This is a genomic window from Maribacter polysiphoniae, from assembly GCF_003148665.1.
GTDB classification, from domain to species: domain Bacteria; phylum Bacteroidota; class Bacteroidia; order Flavobacteriales; family Flavobacteriaceae; genus Maribacter_A; species Maribacter_A polysiphoniae.
In genome coordinates, this window is record NZ_QGGQ01000009.1 from 60,138 (window position 1) to 76,509 (window position 16,372).

The 16,372-nt window shown below is 40.9% G+C and carries 12 protein-coding genes; 8 read left to right on the forward strand and 4 right to left on the reverse strand.

The features are described from left to right. The first annotated feature begins 12 nt into the window (after nt 1-12). A complete protein-coding gene (locus tag LX92_RS16335) occupies nt 13-1,287 on the forward strand; it encodes an MFS transporter (RefSeq protein WP_109652975.1) in 1,275 nt (424 codons plus the stop codon). Continuing rightward, a complete protein-coding gene (locus LX92_RS16340; protein ID WP_109652977.1) occupies nt 1,280-2,872 on the forward strand; it encodes a glycoside hydrolase family 3 protein in 1,593 nt (530 codons plus the stop codon). The genes LX92_RS16335 and LX92_RS16340 overlap by 8 nt, the downstream gene beginning before the upstream one ends. 90 nt (nt 2,873-2,962) lie before the next feature. Here LX92_RS16340 and LX92_RS16345 read toward each other — a convergent pair whose 3' ends face one another. Continuing rightward, the gene (locus tag LX92_RS16345) at nt 2,963-3,769 is read right to left on the reverse strand and encodes a 3-keto-disaccharide hydrolase (RefSeq protein WP_109652979.1); all 807 of its coding nucleotides are present in this window, start codon (nt 3,767-3,769) and stop codon (nt 2,963-2,965) included. A gap of 88 nt (nt 3,770-3,857) precedes the next feature. After that, entirely contained in the window at nt 3,858-5,372 is a 1,515-nt protein-coding gene (locus tag LX92_RS16350) for a Gfo/Idh/MocA family protein (protein ID WP_109652981.1), read from the reverse strand. Nucleotides 5,373-5,712: 340 nt separating this feature from the next. On the opposite strand from LX92_RS16350, the gene LX92_RS16355 reads away from it, so the two are divergent. Then, nucleotides 5,713-6,789, forward strand: coding sequence for an anhydro-N-acetylmuramic acid kinase (locus LX92_RS16355; protein ID WP_109652983.1), 1,077 nt, complete (start codon nt 5,713-5,715; stop codon nt 6,787-6,789). 11 nt (nt 6,790-6,800) lie between these two features. Here LX92_RS16355 and LX92_RS16360 read toward each other — a convergent pair whose 3' ends face one another. Together LX92_RS16360 and LX92_RS16365 are read right to left on the reverse strand one after the other, a co-directional pair. Then, nucleotides 6,801-7,469, reverse strand: coding sequence for a 3'-5' exonuclease (locus LX92_RS16360; protein ID WP_109652985.1), 669 nt, complete (start codon nt 7,467-7,469; stop codon nt 6,801-6,803). Beyond that, nucleotides 7,470-9,380: a DUF294 nucleotidyltransferase-like domain-containing protein gene (locus LX92_RS16365; RefSeq protein ID WP_109652987.1), complete on the reverse strand. Its 1,911-nt coding sequence runs from the start codon at nt 9,378-9,380 to the stop codon at nt 7,470-7,472. A gap of 193 nt (nt 9,381-9,573) precedes the next feature. Here LX92_RS16365 and LX92_RS16370 point away from each other — a divergent pair, with 193 nt between their 5' ends. The 5 genes from LX92_RS16370 (at nt 9,574) to LX92_RS16395 (ending at nt 16,363) form a co-directional block, all read left to right on the forward strand. Next, nucleotides 9,574-9,993 (forward strand): IS1/IS1595 family N-terminal zinc-binding domain-containing protein, encoded by a 420-nt coding sequence (locus LX92_RS16370; RefSeq protein WP_109652989.1) that lies wholly within the window; start codon nt 9,574-9,576, stop codon nt 9,991-9,993. Nucleotides 9,994-10,101: 108 nt separating this feature from the next. Then, complete coding sequence (locus tag LX92_RS16375; RefSeq protein WP_109652991.1) at nt 10,102-11,322, forward strand: hypothetical protein; 1,221 nt, start codon at nt 10,102-10,104, stop codon at nt 11,320-11,322. A gap of 12 nt (nt 11,323-11,334) precedes the next feature. After that, on the forward strand, nt 11,335-11,595 hold the full coding sequence (locus LX92_RS16380) for a DUF4212 domain-containing protein (RefSeq protein WP_109652993.1): 261 nt from the start codon (nt 11,335-11,337) through the stop codon (nt 11,593-11,595). A gap of 30 nt (nt 11,596-11,625) precedes the next feature. After that, nucleotides 11,626-13,401, forward strand: coding sequence for a sodium:solute symporter family protein (locus LX92_RS16385; protein ID WP_109652996.1), 1,776 nt, complete (start codon nt 11,626-11,628; stop codon nt 13,399-13,401). Nucleotides 13,402-13,672: 271 nt separating this feature from the next. Further along, nucleotides 13,673-16,363, forward strand: coding sequence for a sensor histidine kinase (locus LX92_RS16395; RefSeq protein ID WP_109653000.1), 2,691 nt, complete (start codon nt 13,673-13,675; stop codon nt 16,361-16,363). Nucleotides 16,364-16,372 lie beyond the last annotated feature (9 nt).

A 16,372-nucleotide genomic window follows, 5' to 3' on the forward strand; every position in this document is an offset into this window, starting at 1 on the left:
CAATTAAGATAGATGATACAAAAAGACAAGTGGGCATGGGCATGGGTACCCATTCTCTATTTTACCCAAGGACTCCCCTATGTGCTGGTCGTGACCGTATCAGTAATCATGTATAAAAAATTAGGGGTCAGTAATGAGGATATCGGACTTTACACCAGTTTACTATACTTGCCATGGGTACTAAAACCCCTATGGAGCCCATTTGTTGACTTAAAAAGTACCAAGCGAAAATGGTTTTTGGTAATGCAGTTATTGATTTCCATAGCATTATTGGGCGTGGGATTGAGCTTACCTACCCAAATGTTCTTTATGACCACACTCGCCTGTTTCTGGATGGCCGCCTTTGCATCGGCCACCAACGATATTGCCTCCGATGGGTATTACATGATCGGGTTGACCGAAAAGAAACAATCATTCTTTGTAGGCATACGGAGTACCTTTTACCGCTTGGCCATGGTCACCGGGGAGGGACTCATTGTTATCTTGGCTGGTTTTTTAGAACAGAAGTATGGGGACAATACCAAAGCCTGGAGCATGACCATGATCGCCACGGCCTTTTTGATGTTGGCATTGACCCTATCCAACTTTTTCGTGACACCAAAATTTGAATCCTCTTTGGCAATTGCCAAGGACAAGCCCAAGGGTTTCTGGGAAGTATTCTCTTCTTTCTTCAATAAGCCGAATATTGGTATTGCCCTGACGTTTATTTTAACTTACCGACTAGGTGAATCACAACTGGTAAAAATGGTAGCCCCATTTTTATTGGATTCCCCAGATAAGGGTGGTTTAGGCTACTCGACAGAACAATTGGGAACCATTTTTGGAACCGTTGGGGTGATTTTTTTATCCTTAGGTGGTATTTTGGGTGGCATTTTAATATCCCGTGATGGTTTGAAAAAATGGATGTTGCCCATGGTTCTCTCCCTCAATATCCCGAATATACTCTATGCCCTACTTGCGTATACAAAAACCACGAATGTCGTGGCCGTAACAACAACCGTAATATTTGAAAAATTTGGATATGGTTTTGGGTTTGCTGCCTTTTTAATGTATTTGATCTATATCGCCGAAGGAAAATCAAAGACATCGCATTACGCCATTGCCACAGGTTTTATGGCCTTAGGAATGATGTTGCCCGGCATGATCAGTGGTTACATACAACAATGGTTGGGATACGGTGGCTTTTTCATCTGGGTCGTCCTAGCCTCACTCCCAGCCTTATTTTTACTGAAATTCATTACCTATCCTGCCGATTTTGGCAAAAAAACAAAAGATACCGATGCCTAAAATACTGTCATACCAAGAAGCATCCCTTCAGTTGACCCTTACTGAAAAAATAGGTCAATTATTTATGCCTGCCGCATTTATCAATGATTCGGAAGAAGAAATCCAGGCTCTGGAACAACTCATCTGTGAAAATCATGTAGGTGGACTTTGTTTTTTTCATAGTCGATCGAGTGCAGCAACGAATTTTGAAGGTAAAAAAAAGGTCATCTATAATAAGGAAAGTTTCAGAACGCTTCAAAATTTGATTGAACGCTATCAAAAAAAGGCAAAACATAGGCTTCTTATTGCCATTGATGCCGAATGGGGACTTGCCATGCGTATCGAAAACACACCCCAATACCCATACGCAATAACAATGGGAGCCATTCAGGACAATACGGATTTAGTGTTCCAAGTAGGGAAAAACATCGCACATGATTGCAAACAAGCAGGTATACATTATAACTTGGCTCCTGTCGTTGATATCAACAACAACTCCAAAAACCCTGTTATCGGGTATCGTTCCTTTGGTGAGGACAAGATAAATGTCACCACGAATTCGTTGGCATATCTTAAAGGGATGCAAAGTGAAGGTGTGATTGGGAGCATCAAACATTTCCCGGGTCATGGGGATACGGCCACTGATTCACACTTAGGATTACCCGTTATTGAAAAATCCAAAGAAGAATTATTGAACAATGAACTTCACCCATTTCGAAAACTCATTGAAGAAGGTGTTGATTCGGTAATGGTCGGACATCTATGTGTTCCTGCCTTATCCAAAGGAAAACAAATACCATCAAGTATTTCCAAAGACATGATCAAAGGTGTTTTAAGGCATGAACTTGGTTTTAAGGGTGTCGTTATTTCCGATGCGCTGAATATGCATGCCGTATCAAAAAACTATCCTGTACAGGGGGAATTGGAGTGGTTGGCCTTCGATGCCGGAAATGACATCCTATGTTTTGCCGAACAAATCGCCGCAGGGATCAAGATGATTTCGGAAAAGGCCACCCAAGCGCAAATCGAGGAAGCGTTTAAACGGGTTTGGTCTTTAAAGGAAAAAGCAATACGGGCCGAAGTTGGTTCCCATTCTGATCTTAGTGAGCCTGACCAGCTGAATACCGAAATAGCCAAAGCAAGCATTACCATGATCCAAGGGAATAAGGATGACATTGCCTCTTTCATGAAGAACGGTTTTATAGGCATCACAAATCATCCGGAAACAGAAAGATCGTTTTTGGGGATATTAGGTGACCATCATGATTTTCGTACATATTCATTAAAGGCTGTCATGGGTTCTTCCCTTGAGGATATCGAAAAGGAAGGGAACATTCTGCTATCGCTCGAACCTCCCCAAGTGAAACCCACCAATAATTTTGGATTCACAGAAGATGAAATCCATAAGATCAATGAACTGATAAACACCAAGAATGTAGTACTATACCTTTTTGGAAACCCCTATGCTCTACAACTTTTTGACTATCACAAAGCACATTCAACTGTTGTGGCCTATCAAAATCTCAAAGTGTTCCAAGAGGTGGCAGCGTCCCATTTTATGGGTAGTATTGCTGCAAAAGGCAAACTACCAGTGGAATTACAATAATACTTTTTATGCTATTCAGGGTTTAACACCAAATAAAAACCCCACACTATCCATTGAATAATGTGGGGCTTATTATTGTAATACTCCTTACTACAATTCCTTAATCTTGATATTTCGGAACCAAACATCATCACCGTGATCTTGCAATCCGATATATCCTTTAGCTGGGACTTCTGCCCAATCAGGATTTAGACCTGGGAATTTACTACCAGCGACCAATTCCTTCCATTCTGGGGTCCATAAATGATACTCAACTACATTTTCACCATTTTGGTTATGGATAACAGTACCTTTAAAGACCGTAAGTTCGATTTTGTTCCACTCACCGGCAGGTTTTGCATTCTGTGGTTTTGCTGGAATTAAATCATATAACGATCCAGCCATACGATTGCCATCCTTACCTAATTTGGCATCAGGATGTCTCTCGTTGTCCAATACCTGCATTTCAGGAGCGGTTTTCCAGATATAATCCAATTTTTCTTCTCCTAAGTAAAAGATTCCTGAATTACCTCCTTCAGAAATTTTCCATTCCAAACTAAGGGTGAAATTCTGGAATTTCTTATCAAAGATAATATCACCACCGTCTTTAGATCCAGCCTCACCCCTTCCAGAGCCGACCATATGTATGGTACCATCAACGATTTCCCAACCTTCAGGAAAATGGTCTTTTTTATATCCTCTCCAACCTTCAGATGTTTTTCCGTCGAAAAGCATAACCCAACCATCGGCTTTCTCTGCCTCGGAAAGTCCGTTCATAGGAGCTTCTTCCTTAGTTTCCTGTACTACTTCAGCTTCAGTGGATGATTCTTCTTTTTGTTCTGATTTTTTTTCCTTGCAACTATTAAGCATGGGAAGCATAATCAATCCGAAAACAAAAACTAAACTTATTTTTCTCATTGGTAACTATTTATTGGTTTTTAAAACAGAACCAGCCCCTTAGGGGATGGTTCTGCATATTTGATTATTGTTAATTACTATTCAACACTTAAGCTGGCATATCTGGCAAAGACCAACCTTCCCTATAGGTGTGTTTCACCAACTCTTCAGCATAAGCCATGGCATTCATTGGGTCGGTCCAATCCTTGTTAAAGGTTGGGTGACCATCATGAATCTTAAATCCATCCCTAATAACGGTTTTGATTTCCTCATTCGGGCCAATATTGGTGAATTTCATATTCTCACCATCCCATTCAAGTGTTTTGTTCAATGCCTGTAGGCGAACTGCCAATACACCCATTACGACCATTTCATTGAAAGGACCTGCCTCCGCAAAATCGGAAGTACAAGGTTTTCTGTTCTCAGCACTTTCCTTACATGCACGTACCCAATCCATTTCGTGGGCTCCTTTATTCCAAGCAAGACCCATTTCGTCCTCAACCCTACGTTCAGTTTTTGGTACTGATATTTTTTTACCGGACAACAATTCTGGTTCTACACCATAGCAACCTACGTGAAGAATGTCTTTTGTACCATAGAAGAAAGTCCCCCCTCCACTTTTATTGGGTTCTTTTCCTGCAGGCCAATTGTCTGGCAACATAGGTTTAATACCTCCATCATACCAACTTACATCAACTTCTCCCAATTTCATTCTTCCTTGTCTACCACCTCTAGATGGGAAAGTAAGCTTAACGGCTTGTGAAACAGGTGCGGAATCATTTAACAACAATGAAGAACTCGCTTGTACCTTGGAAGGATAACCTAATTTCAACCCTTCAAATACAGGATGAAGAATATGGCAGGCCATATCACCTAAGGCACCAGTACCATAATCCCACCATCCTCTCCAGTTCCATGGATGGTAAACCTCATTGAATGGACGCATTTTTGCTGGTCCTGTAAATAGGTCCCAGTTCAAAGTGTCGGGTACCCAATCCCCTTTTTCAGGAGTGTTCAATCCTTGTGGCCAAATAGGTCTGTCTGTAAATGACTCAACCTTGGTCACATCACCTATGGCGCCACTCCATAGGATTTCGCAAGTTTCCGCAACACCGGCACCAGAGGCACCTTGGTTCCCCATTTGGGTCGCAACTTTATATTTATCGGCTAATTTTGTCAATAATCTGGACTCATAAACGGAATGGGTCAATGGTTTTTGTAGGTACACATGTTTACCCATGGTAATTGCATTGGCTGCAATAACGGCATGTGCATGATCCGCAGTAGCGATAACCACACCATCAATCTCATCACCCATTTCATCGAACATCTTACGCCAATCCCAATACTTTTTGGCATTTGGATAACGATCGAAGGCCCCTTTGGCATACTTCCAATCCACATCACAAAGGCCAACAATATTTTGGCTTTCCAAATTCTTTAAATTAGCCAGTCCCATACCACCAACACCTATACCGGCAATATTTAATTTATCACTTGGAGCCACATGGCCAAGCCCACTTACGGCATACGATGGTACAATCGTAAAAGCAGCGGAGGCGGCCAAGGTTTTCCCAACGAAATCACGGCGGGTTAAAGTGTTCTCTTTCTTAATCTTACTCATATTGCATAACTTTAAAATTGGTTAAAAAAATAGTGAATCGGTTATAACCATGGTTCTACCGTATACCAAAGAATCATAAAACCCATCAAGAATTAGAATACTTCGATTTTCTGGTATAAACACGGAATAGCCTTTGGAAATTAATTGATTCTAAAATTAATCATTTTTGTTAAAATTTAATAGCAAAAAATGCTAGAATATTCAAATAAATACCATCGAATACCCAATATCACAAAAACAGGGAATTCCATGATTAAAAAAATCCAGGTTTAATTCCTTTTAAAACTGAAACTGACTATCTTTCAATGCTCCTTTTTTAAGCATAAAACAATGGAAAAAAATGAAAACATTTAAAGTCATCGGACTCATGTCTGGCACCTCTTTGGATGGTTTAGACCTCACATATTGCCATTTTACAAGAACTTTGGATCGCTGGGCATATCGAATTACAAAAACCCAAAGTATATCCTATTCAAAAAGCATGAAGGATAAATTGAAGAATTCAATATACCTTTCCGCCGATGAGCTCTTAATGTTCAACAACACCTACGGCCAATGGCTCGGTGAACAGGTAAAGTCGTTCATTAAAACCAATGCCTTAGAAGTGGATTTCATAGCAAGTCATGGACATACAACACATCACCAACCAGAAAATGGCCTCACCTACCAAATTGGATCAGGACAACATTTGGCCAATGCCTGTAAGCATAAGGTTGTTTGTGATTTTCGCACCAATGATGTTGCCTTGGGCGGACAGGGGGCCCCTCTCGTACCTATCGGGGATCGTTTGTTGTTCGGGGAATATGATTTTTGTTTGAATCTAGGAGGTATAAGTAATATCTCCTTCGAAAAAGACGGCCAACGTATAGCGTACGATATTGGATTGGCAAACATGATCTTGAATTATATTACCCAAAAAATCGATTTGAATTACGACAAAGGAGGTCAATTGGCAAAAAGCGGAACGGTTAATCAAAAAATGCTCGACGCTTTAAATGCCTTGGATTATTACAAATTACCTTTTCCAAAATCAACAGGCTTTGAATGGTTCGAGGACAAGGTTGTACCCATAGTCGATGCCACCGATGAAAGCATTGAAAATCTTTTGCACACCTCGATCCACCACCTATGCGAACAAATTGCCCTTCAGGTAAAAAGTAATACCACAAAACATAAATCAAATTTATTGGTAACAGGGGGTGGCGCCTTGAACGATTTTCTCATCGCTACGCTCAAAACCAAATTAGGGGAAGCGGTTGATGTTATCGTACCCTCCCAAGAATTGATTGAAAACAAGGAAGCCTTGGTGTTTGCCCTTATGGGTATTTTAAGGATAGAGCGGGAAATCAATGTGCTATGTTCGGTGACCGGAGCCAAAAGGGATTCTTCAAGTGGTGTGGTTTATTTACCCAATTGATACCGTATTGATTACCATAACCCCCTACGGTCCGAATTAAAAAGAAGATCTCCCAAATTCGGTTTTCGTTTTTTTGATAGATGGGAAACAACCTTTAAGAAAATCAAGGCTGTTAGCAAGGCATCCCCTGAAGCGGTATGTCGGTCATGTTTCTTCAAGTTGAAAACCGCACATAAACGGTCCAAGGAATAATGGTCATGTTTCTTTTCGCAGAGCGATGTTTTCTTAAAAAGAACACCGGTGTCCAACACCTTGTTTTTAAGTTTGGGTAACCCCATTCGGGCCAATCCCGCATTGATCATCGCAATATCAAACGCGGCATGATGGGCAACCAAAACCGCATTTTCCACATAATCCAAAAAACCCTTTATAGCCGCTGTCTCGGACAATTTATGAATACTCCCCTCTTTTAGGATGCCGTGGATACCTACGGTCCCTATATTGAAAACATCTTGTTTTACATACGTTTCCAGGGAATCGCCAACGTCTATCCTTAGATCAGCAATCGATATGGCCCCTATGGATAATATGCGATCCTCCACAATATCCAAACCTGTTGTCTCGGTATCGAATACGACAAAACGGACAGCGTTCAATTCCTGTGGCTGTTCATTTTTGAAATGACTCGTGTAATCCTTCCAAAATTCCGGTTTATGGCGATTAAAAATATCCTTGAACATTTACATTATTTGGGCTAGTTTAAAACGCACTTTAATCAATTCCTGAATATCCTTTATAGAACCAAAACAACCTTTCAATTTTAAACGGTTAGCCTTGCTGAGTGACTTTAGATCGATAAACCTACCCGAATCGTTGTGTTTTAAGCCCTCCACCGTTCTAAAGCGCAATAGGATCTTAAAGGCATCTATACAAGCATTGTACAAATCCTTGTTCTGAGGCTCTAACCCTGCAAGTACCTCGAACCTTTTAATGGTATTGTTATGCTCCTTGATACCATTTGAAAGCACCAAGAGTCTTGCTGCATCCACCAAGGGCATCATGGCCCTGGACTTAATATCGAAAAGATCCTTATGCTCTCCACTCGATTCGACCAGGAACTGCCTGAAAAAACTTAGTGGTGGTGGGTTCTTTATCGCATTCAAGGCCAGGAAATTCAAGAAAATCCCATAATTATCAATAGATTGGAATATACTACCCGACATTTGGTCAACCAAATTAGCATCGCCATACACCCTATCGTAGTCAAAGAAAATGGTTGAGAGCATTATCTTATCCTCATCGGGTTTGGTAATCCAATCATTGAACTGGTTTTTCCACTCGGTAAGTGACAAACACCATTTCGGATTGCTTGCCATCATTTGGGCCGGACAGAATTCAAATCCCACCACATTCAATTTTTCCGTTACCAACTGCGCGAATGCGAGAAAGTATGTTTTTGTTTTTTCTTGATGTTCAGGAGACACATCACCATAAACCAGTGCATTATCCTGATCGGTCAGTAGCAGTTGCTCACCCCTACCCTGGCTACCTAAAGAAAGCCATGAAAACACAGTGGGGGGCTGTTGGCCCATTTCATCAATACTCAACTCGATCACCTTTTGGCAAATAGCCTCATTGATGGCCGAAATGATCTTCGAAACCAAACTAACAGGTATATGTTGGTCCAGGTAACGTTGCATCAATCCCTGGGATTTTTGACGAACCTCATGCAATTTAGAGGCGGTTTCCGCTCTTTTGACCTCCTTGATCAAGTATGAGGGATTATTGCTTTGTGCTACAACAATATCATGTTCGGACATTACTCCGACCAAGACTGAATCATTTGTACCGTCCTTGGTTATACAGAGGTGTGTGATTTTATTTCGAAGCATTGTTATTTGTGCCTCGGCAATCGAAATGTTTTCAGGTATGGTAATAACAGGCGAACTCATAATCTGCGTGACCATATCGGAAATACTGGATTTCCCCGTGGCTATTTTTGTCCGTAAATCCTTGTCGGTGATTATCCCCCTAGGTTTGTCATTGTTTGTGATGATGATCGAACCGACTTTTTTTTCGGTCATTGTGGTTGCGGCAGTCTTTATATTGGTATCCTCGGGACAGGTAACCGGATTTTTTTTAAACCCCACATTCTGTAAGTAGGCCAAATGTCCTGTTTGTTGATTGAATTCACCTTCCAAGGAATATGGCCGTCCGATCTCCCTATCCAAATAAGGGTTCAGGGTATTCGATGCAAAACTGGCCATTATGAATTTATTCGCATCAATATTGCTCGTAATATAGGCTTCCAACAAATCCGAGGATATCGCATATACGATACTCTCCTCAATGGCCTTGGCACTTAATTGGTAAGCACTTTGTCGTATAAGTGCCCGAAGACCAAAAATATCCCCCTCATCACATTCATCCACAAGAACATCGCCTTCCCTGAAAATACCGACAGCACCATCTTTTACCACATAAAAAGCATCGTGTAAATCATCCTCTTTCTGAAAAACATAGTCCCCCAAGTCGTAATATCCAATTTTGACCTGTTCACAAATGGTCATTAATTGTCCTTCATCCAGCGCATTGAAAGGTGGAAAATCCTTTAGGAAATCATAAATACGTTCTGCTATCGTATTTTTCATAAGTTAAAGATAATCAATGAAATCGACTCGTAGCCCAAGACCTAGAATACAGGAAGGAACTAAGGAACAAACAATGATGTTCCGCTATAAAACACCCTATATATCATTCAATATTACATGAAATTATCAAACCATTTGGACCCATAATCATTATTTATTGCTAATTTGATATATTTATGCTAATTTTATATATATGAAAATTGATTGCTGCCCAAACTGTGGATCCGAACAATTCGTCAAGAGCGGAATCATCAACCAAAGACAACGTTACAAGTGCAAATCGTGCAACTATTTCTTCTCGGTCAATAAGATTGGTAAGAGTATTGACCAATACTATGTGAATAAAGCGTTGCAATTATATCTTGAGGGTTTGTCTTATCGTGAAATTGAACGCATCCTTGGCATTTCACATGTAAGCATCATGAACTGGGTAAAAAAATACAACATCAAAAGACCGTATAATCCCAACTACCACCCCACCTATAAGATCCTAAATGCAGGTGAATTGTCCAACTATTTCCAAAATACCGACAACCTATCTGGCGCAGGGGTGGTGGTTACCGAACTAGGGGATAAGTTTATGCTTATTAAATGGGAACGATTCCGTGATTAACTATATATAATTACCATTTATATATATCATTTTTTCATCGTGACTTTCTTTTAAGGAGTTTAGCAATGCACACAAAACCAATTTGTTACTAACTAAACCCTAAAAATCATGAAGAAACATGCTTTACTTCTGTTAGGCTTATTTTGTTCCTTTCAGATGTTGCATTCACAAGGGTCACCTGATTATAATGGTGGCCTTAAGGTGAAATTAGATGAAGAAGGCAATAAATACCTTCGTATTATTTCCTGGGCCCAAGTCCAAGGAACGTACAACAGTGATGTACCCGACAACACCAGTAGCACAAGTTTCAACTTAAGAAGAGCCCGTGTTCTGATGTTTACCCAAATCAACAAAAAGTTCTTGATCCTTACCCATTTTGGACTTAATAGTCTCAATAGTGGAACACTATCCCCCACAGGAAAGGGAGATGGATCCCAATTGTTCTTTCACGACGTATGGGCACAATACAATGTGGGTGATGACCATGTTGTCGGTGGTGGCCTGCACTACTTTAACGGCATCTCAAGATTGAACAATCAAAGTACCCTTAATTTCATGACACTGGACAACAATCGACAGTCGTGGTCTACTTTAGGATTAACCGACCAATTTGCGAGGCACATAGGTATATTTGCCAAAGGTAAGTTCGGTAAGTTACAATACAGGGTTGCCATCAATGACGCGATTACCAATGGCTTGGACACACGTACCCCCGAGCCTAATGGTGCAGCGGTGTACGCTGGTAAACGACTACTTGGCTCCAAAGATTCCGGTAAGGCCTATGCAGGTTATTTTGATTTTAATTTCTTGGATCAGGAGTCTAATTTCCTACCTTTTAAAGTAGGTTCTTATCTCGGTACCAAAAAGGTATTCAATATTGGTGCGGGGTTCTTTTTACATCCCGGGGGATCCGTAATCGCGGACGCCACTGGCAACCTAGAGAAAGAAGATGTAAGTATCTTCGGTATTGACGCTTTTTATGATACCCCATTGGGTGATGATGGAAGTGCCCTAACCGCATATGCCACGTATCAAAGTAACGATTACGGCACCGATTACCTGTATAGTGCCTATGGTACGGGAAGTATGATCTACTCCCATTTGGGTTATGTTTTTGCAGGGGATAAAACAAAGACCAGGTATCAACCCTATGTTTCCTTTGCTTCCAACAGTTATGATGTAGTTGATGACAATAGGAATATCTTCGGTTTGGGTGTAAATGCCTATCTCAATGGGCATAACTCCAAATTAACATTGGAGTACAAAAACCAAAAATTTGGGGATTCCGATTTGGGAACAGTGACACTACAAGCAATGATTTATTTATAAAAACCAACAATTATGAGTGAAAAACAAAAAAAGGCCACCGCGTATTGGAAGGAAAACCTGAAGTACCTGATCATTCTTCTTTCTATTTGGTTCCTGGTATCGTATGGCGCAGGAATACTATTCAGGGAAACTTTAAACGAGTTTCGGTTAGGCGGATTCAAACTAGGTTTTTGGTTTGCCCAACAAGGTTCTATTTATGTATTCGTGATCTTGATCTTCGTTTATGTACGATTAATGAACAAACTAGATAAAAAATACGGTTACGATGAGTAATCTAATAACTAACCAAAAAAATTAAAAATTATGAGTGTTCAATTATGGACTTGGATTTTAGTTGGGATTACGTTCTCCATTTATTTTGGAATTGCCATCTGGGCAAGAGCTGGTTCCACTAAGGAATTTTATGTAGCCGGTGGCGGGGTTTCCCCATTGGCCAACGGTATGGCAACAGCCGCCGATTGGATGAGTGCAGCATCATTCATCTCTATGGCCGGAATCATTTCTTTTGCAGGATATGATGGCTCGGTCTATCTCATGGGCTGGACCGGTGGATATGTGCTTCTTGCACTACTCCTAGCCCCATATCTTCGAAAATTCGGGAAATTTACAGTCCCTGATTTTATCGGGGATAGGTATTACTCCAACACGGCGAGGACAGTTGCCGTAATATGCGCATTGATCGTTTCATTCACATACGTGGCTGGACAAATGAGAGGCGTTGGGATCGTATTTTCACAATTCTTACAAGTCGATATTAATATTGGCGTCATTATCGGGATGGCCGTTGTTCTTGTATTTGCCTTTTTAGGCGGTATGAAAGGGATAACCTATACCCAAGTAGCCCAATATTGTGTATTGATTTTCGCCTTTATGGTGCCTGCTTTTTTCATCTCTATGCAAATGACCGGAAACCCTATTCCACAAATGGGAATGGGTGGAAAGGTTGAAGGCGGGACATTCCTATTGGATAAATTGGATGCATTGCATACCCAACTAGGCTTTAACGAATATACCAGCGGAACGAAATCAACTTGGGACGTTTTTGCTATTACACTTGCCTTAATGGCAGGTACTGCAGGATTACCCCATGTTATTGTGAGGTTCTTTACCGTACCCAAGGTCAAGGATGCCCGTAAATCGGCAGGTCTGGCTTTATTGTTCATTGCCATTCTCTATACCACGGCACCTGCTATCGCTGTTTTTGCCAGAACCAACCTCATCGAGACGGTTGACAATAAGTCGTATACCGAAATACCACAATGGTTCAAGAACTGGGAAGACACAGGCTTAATTGCTTGGGCAGACAAGAACAATGATGGGAAAATCCAATATGTCGCCGGTAACGCATTGGAAGGAAAAAAACCAGTATTCACCGATGCTCGTGGTGCCAATGGCGAACGATTGATCTCCAATGCAAATACTTCGTCCAATGAACTTTATGTCGATAGGGACATCATGGTATTGGCCAACCCTGAAATCGCCAATTTACCAAACTGGGTAATCGCATTGGTTGCAGCGGGTGGATTGGCTGCGGCTTTGTCAACAGCAGCAGGATTATTATTGGTGATTTCCACATCGATCTCCCATGATTTGATCAAGAAACAAATCAAACCGGATATTTCCGAAAAAGCGGAGTTAATGGCGGCCCGAATCGCTATTTTGGTTGCTATCATTATCGCAGGTATTTTTGGAATATATCCGCCGGGATTTGTGGCTGCGGTGGTTGCATTGGCCTTCGGCCTTGCTGCCGCATCATTCTTCCCTGCCATTATTTTGGGGATTTTTGACAAAAGAATGAATAGTAAGGGGGCCATCGCCGGTATGATCGTGGGAATCACATTAATGTTATTCTATATGATACGTTATAAAACGGGACTGATCGGTGTCATGGATGCCCGACCCGCCAGTGAATGGTGGTTTGGCACTTCACCTGAAGGTTTCGGAACGGTTGCCATGATCATTAATGTAATCGTCTCTGTAGTGGTTTCAAGAATGACCGCCCCTCCACCAGAGAATGTACAGGAAATGGTTGAAAGCATTAGAATACCAAGTAATGCAGGAGAAGCCAGTTCCCATTAAAATAGTTAGTTGATTATTGAAAAAAGCAGTGCTTCCTCTTGGAGTACTGCTTTTTTCATATATTTATAATTATAGCCCAAAACCATGAAAAAACGGCACGAACAGAAATTGATAATCCTATCGATAGGCATGCTACTGCTCTTCAATATTCCACTTTTATGGGTTTTTAATATTAATGGCGCCCTATTTGGCATCCCCTATTTCTATTTCTATTTATTTTCCGTCTGGCTCATATCCATAATAATTTCATATATCATCCTTAATAGATTCTATGAGTAATTATTTATTGGTCATTATTATTTTCTGCTATTTGGCGGTGCTATTTTACATTGCGTTCATTGCCGAAAAAAACGCCAAGAGCAAATGGGTGAACAACCCGTATATTTATACACTTTCCTTGGCTGTTTATTGCTCCGCCTGGACATATTATGGCAGTATTGGCACGGCTGCCAATTCCGGGGTCGACTTCCTTCCCATTTACCTTGGTCCTGCCATAGCCGTTCCGTTATGGATCATTTTGCTACGTAAGATCATACGGATCTCGAAACAGCATAAGATATCGTCGATTGCCGATTTCATTTCGCTTCGATATGGTAACAATCGTTTTTTAGGGGCCTTGATCACGGTTTTGTGCATTACGGCCACTGTACCCTATATTTCATTACAACTTAAGGCGGTTGCCGACACCTTTGCCATAATGACGAATGAACCCCATCCCATAGGTCTGGGTATGTTTGACGATTCTACCTTTTACATCGCTCTGATTTTGGCCATTTTCGCGACCTTCTTTGGTACCCAGGCTACTGATGCCTCTGAAAAGCACAAGGGCATTGTTACCACGGTAGCCTTTGAATCCCTATTGAAATTGACTTTCTTTTTGATCATTGGCGTATATGTGACCTATTACCTCTTTGATGGCACGGAGGATATTTACAACAAAATATCGGCAGAAGCCAATTTCGATTCCTTGAATAAATTACCCACCCTGGAAAGTGGGTTCAATTGGTTCTTTATGTTAATGCTCTCGTTCACGGCAATTTTTCTTTTACCCCGCCAATTCCAAATTTCAGTATTGGAAAATAGCAGGGAAAAACATCTTAAGAAAGCCATTTGGATGTTTCCACTTTATCTATTGCTTTTTAACATCTTTGTTATTTTCATTGCTTGGGCCGGCAAATTGACATTTGGGGAAAACGCCAATGCGGAATACTATACCCTATTACTCCCATTGAACAGTGGCCATACCTTTTTGGCCCTTTTGGTCTTTCTGGGAGGGTTTTCGGCTGTCATATCAATGGTAGTCGTTTCTACATTGGCCCTGTCGAAAATGATCAGTAACAATTTGATCATTCCATATGGCTTCCTTGACAAGTTCATAAAAGCGAAACCCGAGGAGAATGCCCTTTATATCAAGAACATTCGGCGAATATCCATATTTACCGTGATCATTCTTGCGTATTTCTTTTACAATAATTTCTCTATAGAACTCTCCTTATATTCCATTGGATTGATATCCTTTGTGATTGTGGCCCAATTGGCCCCTTCATTCTTTATCGGCCTTTTTTGGAACCGCGGCTCCTCCCTAGGCTCCATCCTAGGTATTATACTGGGTTTTGCGATTTCAACCTACACCTTGATACTCCCATTTACCATAGAGGCATTTACCGGGGGCAGTGAATTTACCGACTTAGGGCTTTTCGGGATTGCAGCGTTGAAGCCTTATGCGTTATTCGGTATTGACTTTCTAAGTCCACCCGCCCATGCATTTTTTTGGAGTTTGTCTGCCAACATATTATGTTATTTGACCATTTCCGTGGCATTTAAAGGGCATTATAGGGAGCGGAATTATGCTGAGATGTTCGTCGATAGCAAAAACTATTCCTCACTACAGGACAATGCCCTTGTATGGAAAGGGGAAGCTTATGTCGCTGATATCAAGAATGTCCTGACCAAATTTTTAGGGGAAGCTAGGACCCAGCGTGCTCTGCTACTATTCTTTAAAAAATACCACATCCCAAGTGACACCCAAATGGCAGATGCCCGATTGATCAATTTTTCAGAAAAACTATTGACAGGAAGTATCGGAGGCGCCTCGGCGAAAATCCTAATTGCAGGGGTTGTCAAGGAACAAGAGATCAGCTTGACCGAAGTATTGAAGATTTTGGAAGAATCAAAGGAAACCATAAGCAGCAACAAGGCATTACAGGAAAAATCAATCGAGCTCACCGATTTAACGGGTAAACTAAAAGAGGCCAATGAGGAATTGATCGTTAAGGACAAACAAAAGGATGAATTTTTGGATACCGTCGCCCATGAATTAAAAACCCCCATCACCGGTATCCGGGCCGCGTCAGAACTTTTGATGGATGAAAACGACGACATGCCCCCTGAAATCCGACAGACCTTCCTTAAGAATATCGTCAGTGATTCTGACCGTTTATCACGACTGATCAACAACATCCTTGATTTTGAAAAGCTTTCTACCGGCAGACAACAGTTGAACTTAAAAAAGCACAATATCCAAAAGACCTTAAAGAAAGCCATTGGTAACATTCAACATATCGCTGCCAAAAAAGAAATCAAAATAGTGAACCTCAATAGCTTTAATTTTGAATTACCCTATGATGAGGACAGGATACTCCAGGTATTGACGAATTTACTTTCAAATTCCCTAAAATTCTGTGAGCCCGAAAAGGGTGTTATTACCCTGGATTATAAATTAGGGAACAATTGTATCGAGGTTTATGTGAAGGATAACGGGAAAGGCATTCCCGATGAGGATATTAATTATATTTTTGATAAATTCTACCAATCAAAAAACCAAAATACGATTAAGCCCCAAGGAAGCGGACTAGGGCTAGCGATAAGCAAACAAATAATCGAAAAACACAACGGTAGGATTTGGCTGGAAAAAGGTGTCAAAGTTGGTTCAACCTTTGGATTTAAGCTACCTTTTAATTAAATTGTACAC

Bases quoted from the DNA above. Each gene is read 5' to 3' on its own strand.
- LX92_RS16335 (WP_109652975.1), top strand. From the start codon at position 13: ATGATACAAAAAGACAAGTGGGCATGGGCATGGGTACCCATTCTCTAT.
- LX92_RS16340 (WP_109652977.1), top strand. From the start codon at position 1,280: ATGCCTAAAATACTGTCATACCAAGAAGCATCCCTTCAGTTGACCCTT.
- LX92_RS16345 (WP_109652979.1), bottom strand. From the start codon at position 3,769: ATGAGAAAAATAAGTTTAGTTTTTGTTTTCGGATTGATTATGCTTCCC.
- LX92_RS16350 (WP_109652981.1), bottom strand. From the start codon at position 5,372: ATGAGTAAGATTAAGAAAGAGAACACTTTAACCCGCCGTGATTTCGTT.
- LX92_RS16355 (WP_109652983.1), top strand. From the start codon at position 5,713: ATGAAAACATTTAAAGTCATCGGACTCATGTCTGGCACCTCTTTGGAT.
- LX92_RS16360 (WP_109652985.1), bottom strand. From the start codon at position 7,469: ATGTTCAAGGATATTTTTAATCGCCATAAACCGGAATTTTGGAAGGAT.
- LX92_RS16365 (WP_109652987.1), bottom strand. From the start codon at position 9,380: ATGAAAAATACGATAGCAGAACGTATTTATGATTTCCTAAAGGATTTT.
- LX92_RS16370 (WP_109652989.1), top strand. From the start codon at position 9,574: ATGAAAATTGATTGCTGCCCAAACTGTGGATCCGAACAATTCGTCAAG.
- LX92_RS16375 (WP_109652991.1), top strand. From the start codon at position 10,102: ATGAAGAAACATGCTTTACTTCTGTTAGGCTTATTTTGTTCCTTTCAG.
- LX92_RS16380 (WP_109652993.1), top strand. From the start codon at position 11,335: ATGAGTGAAAAACAAAAAAAGGCCACCGCGTATTGGAAGGAAAACCTG.
- LX92_RS16385 (WP_109652996.1), top strand. From the start codon at position 11,626: ATGAGTGTTCAATTATGGACTTGGATTTTAGTTGGGATTACGTTCTCC.
- LX92_RS16395 (WP_109653000.1), top strand. From the start codon at position 13,673: ATGAGTAATTATTTATTGGTCATTATTATTTTCTGCTATTTGGCGGTG.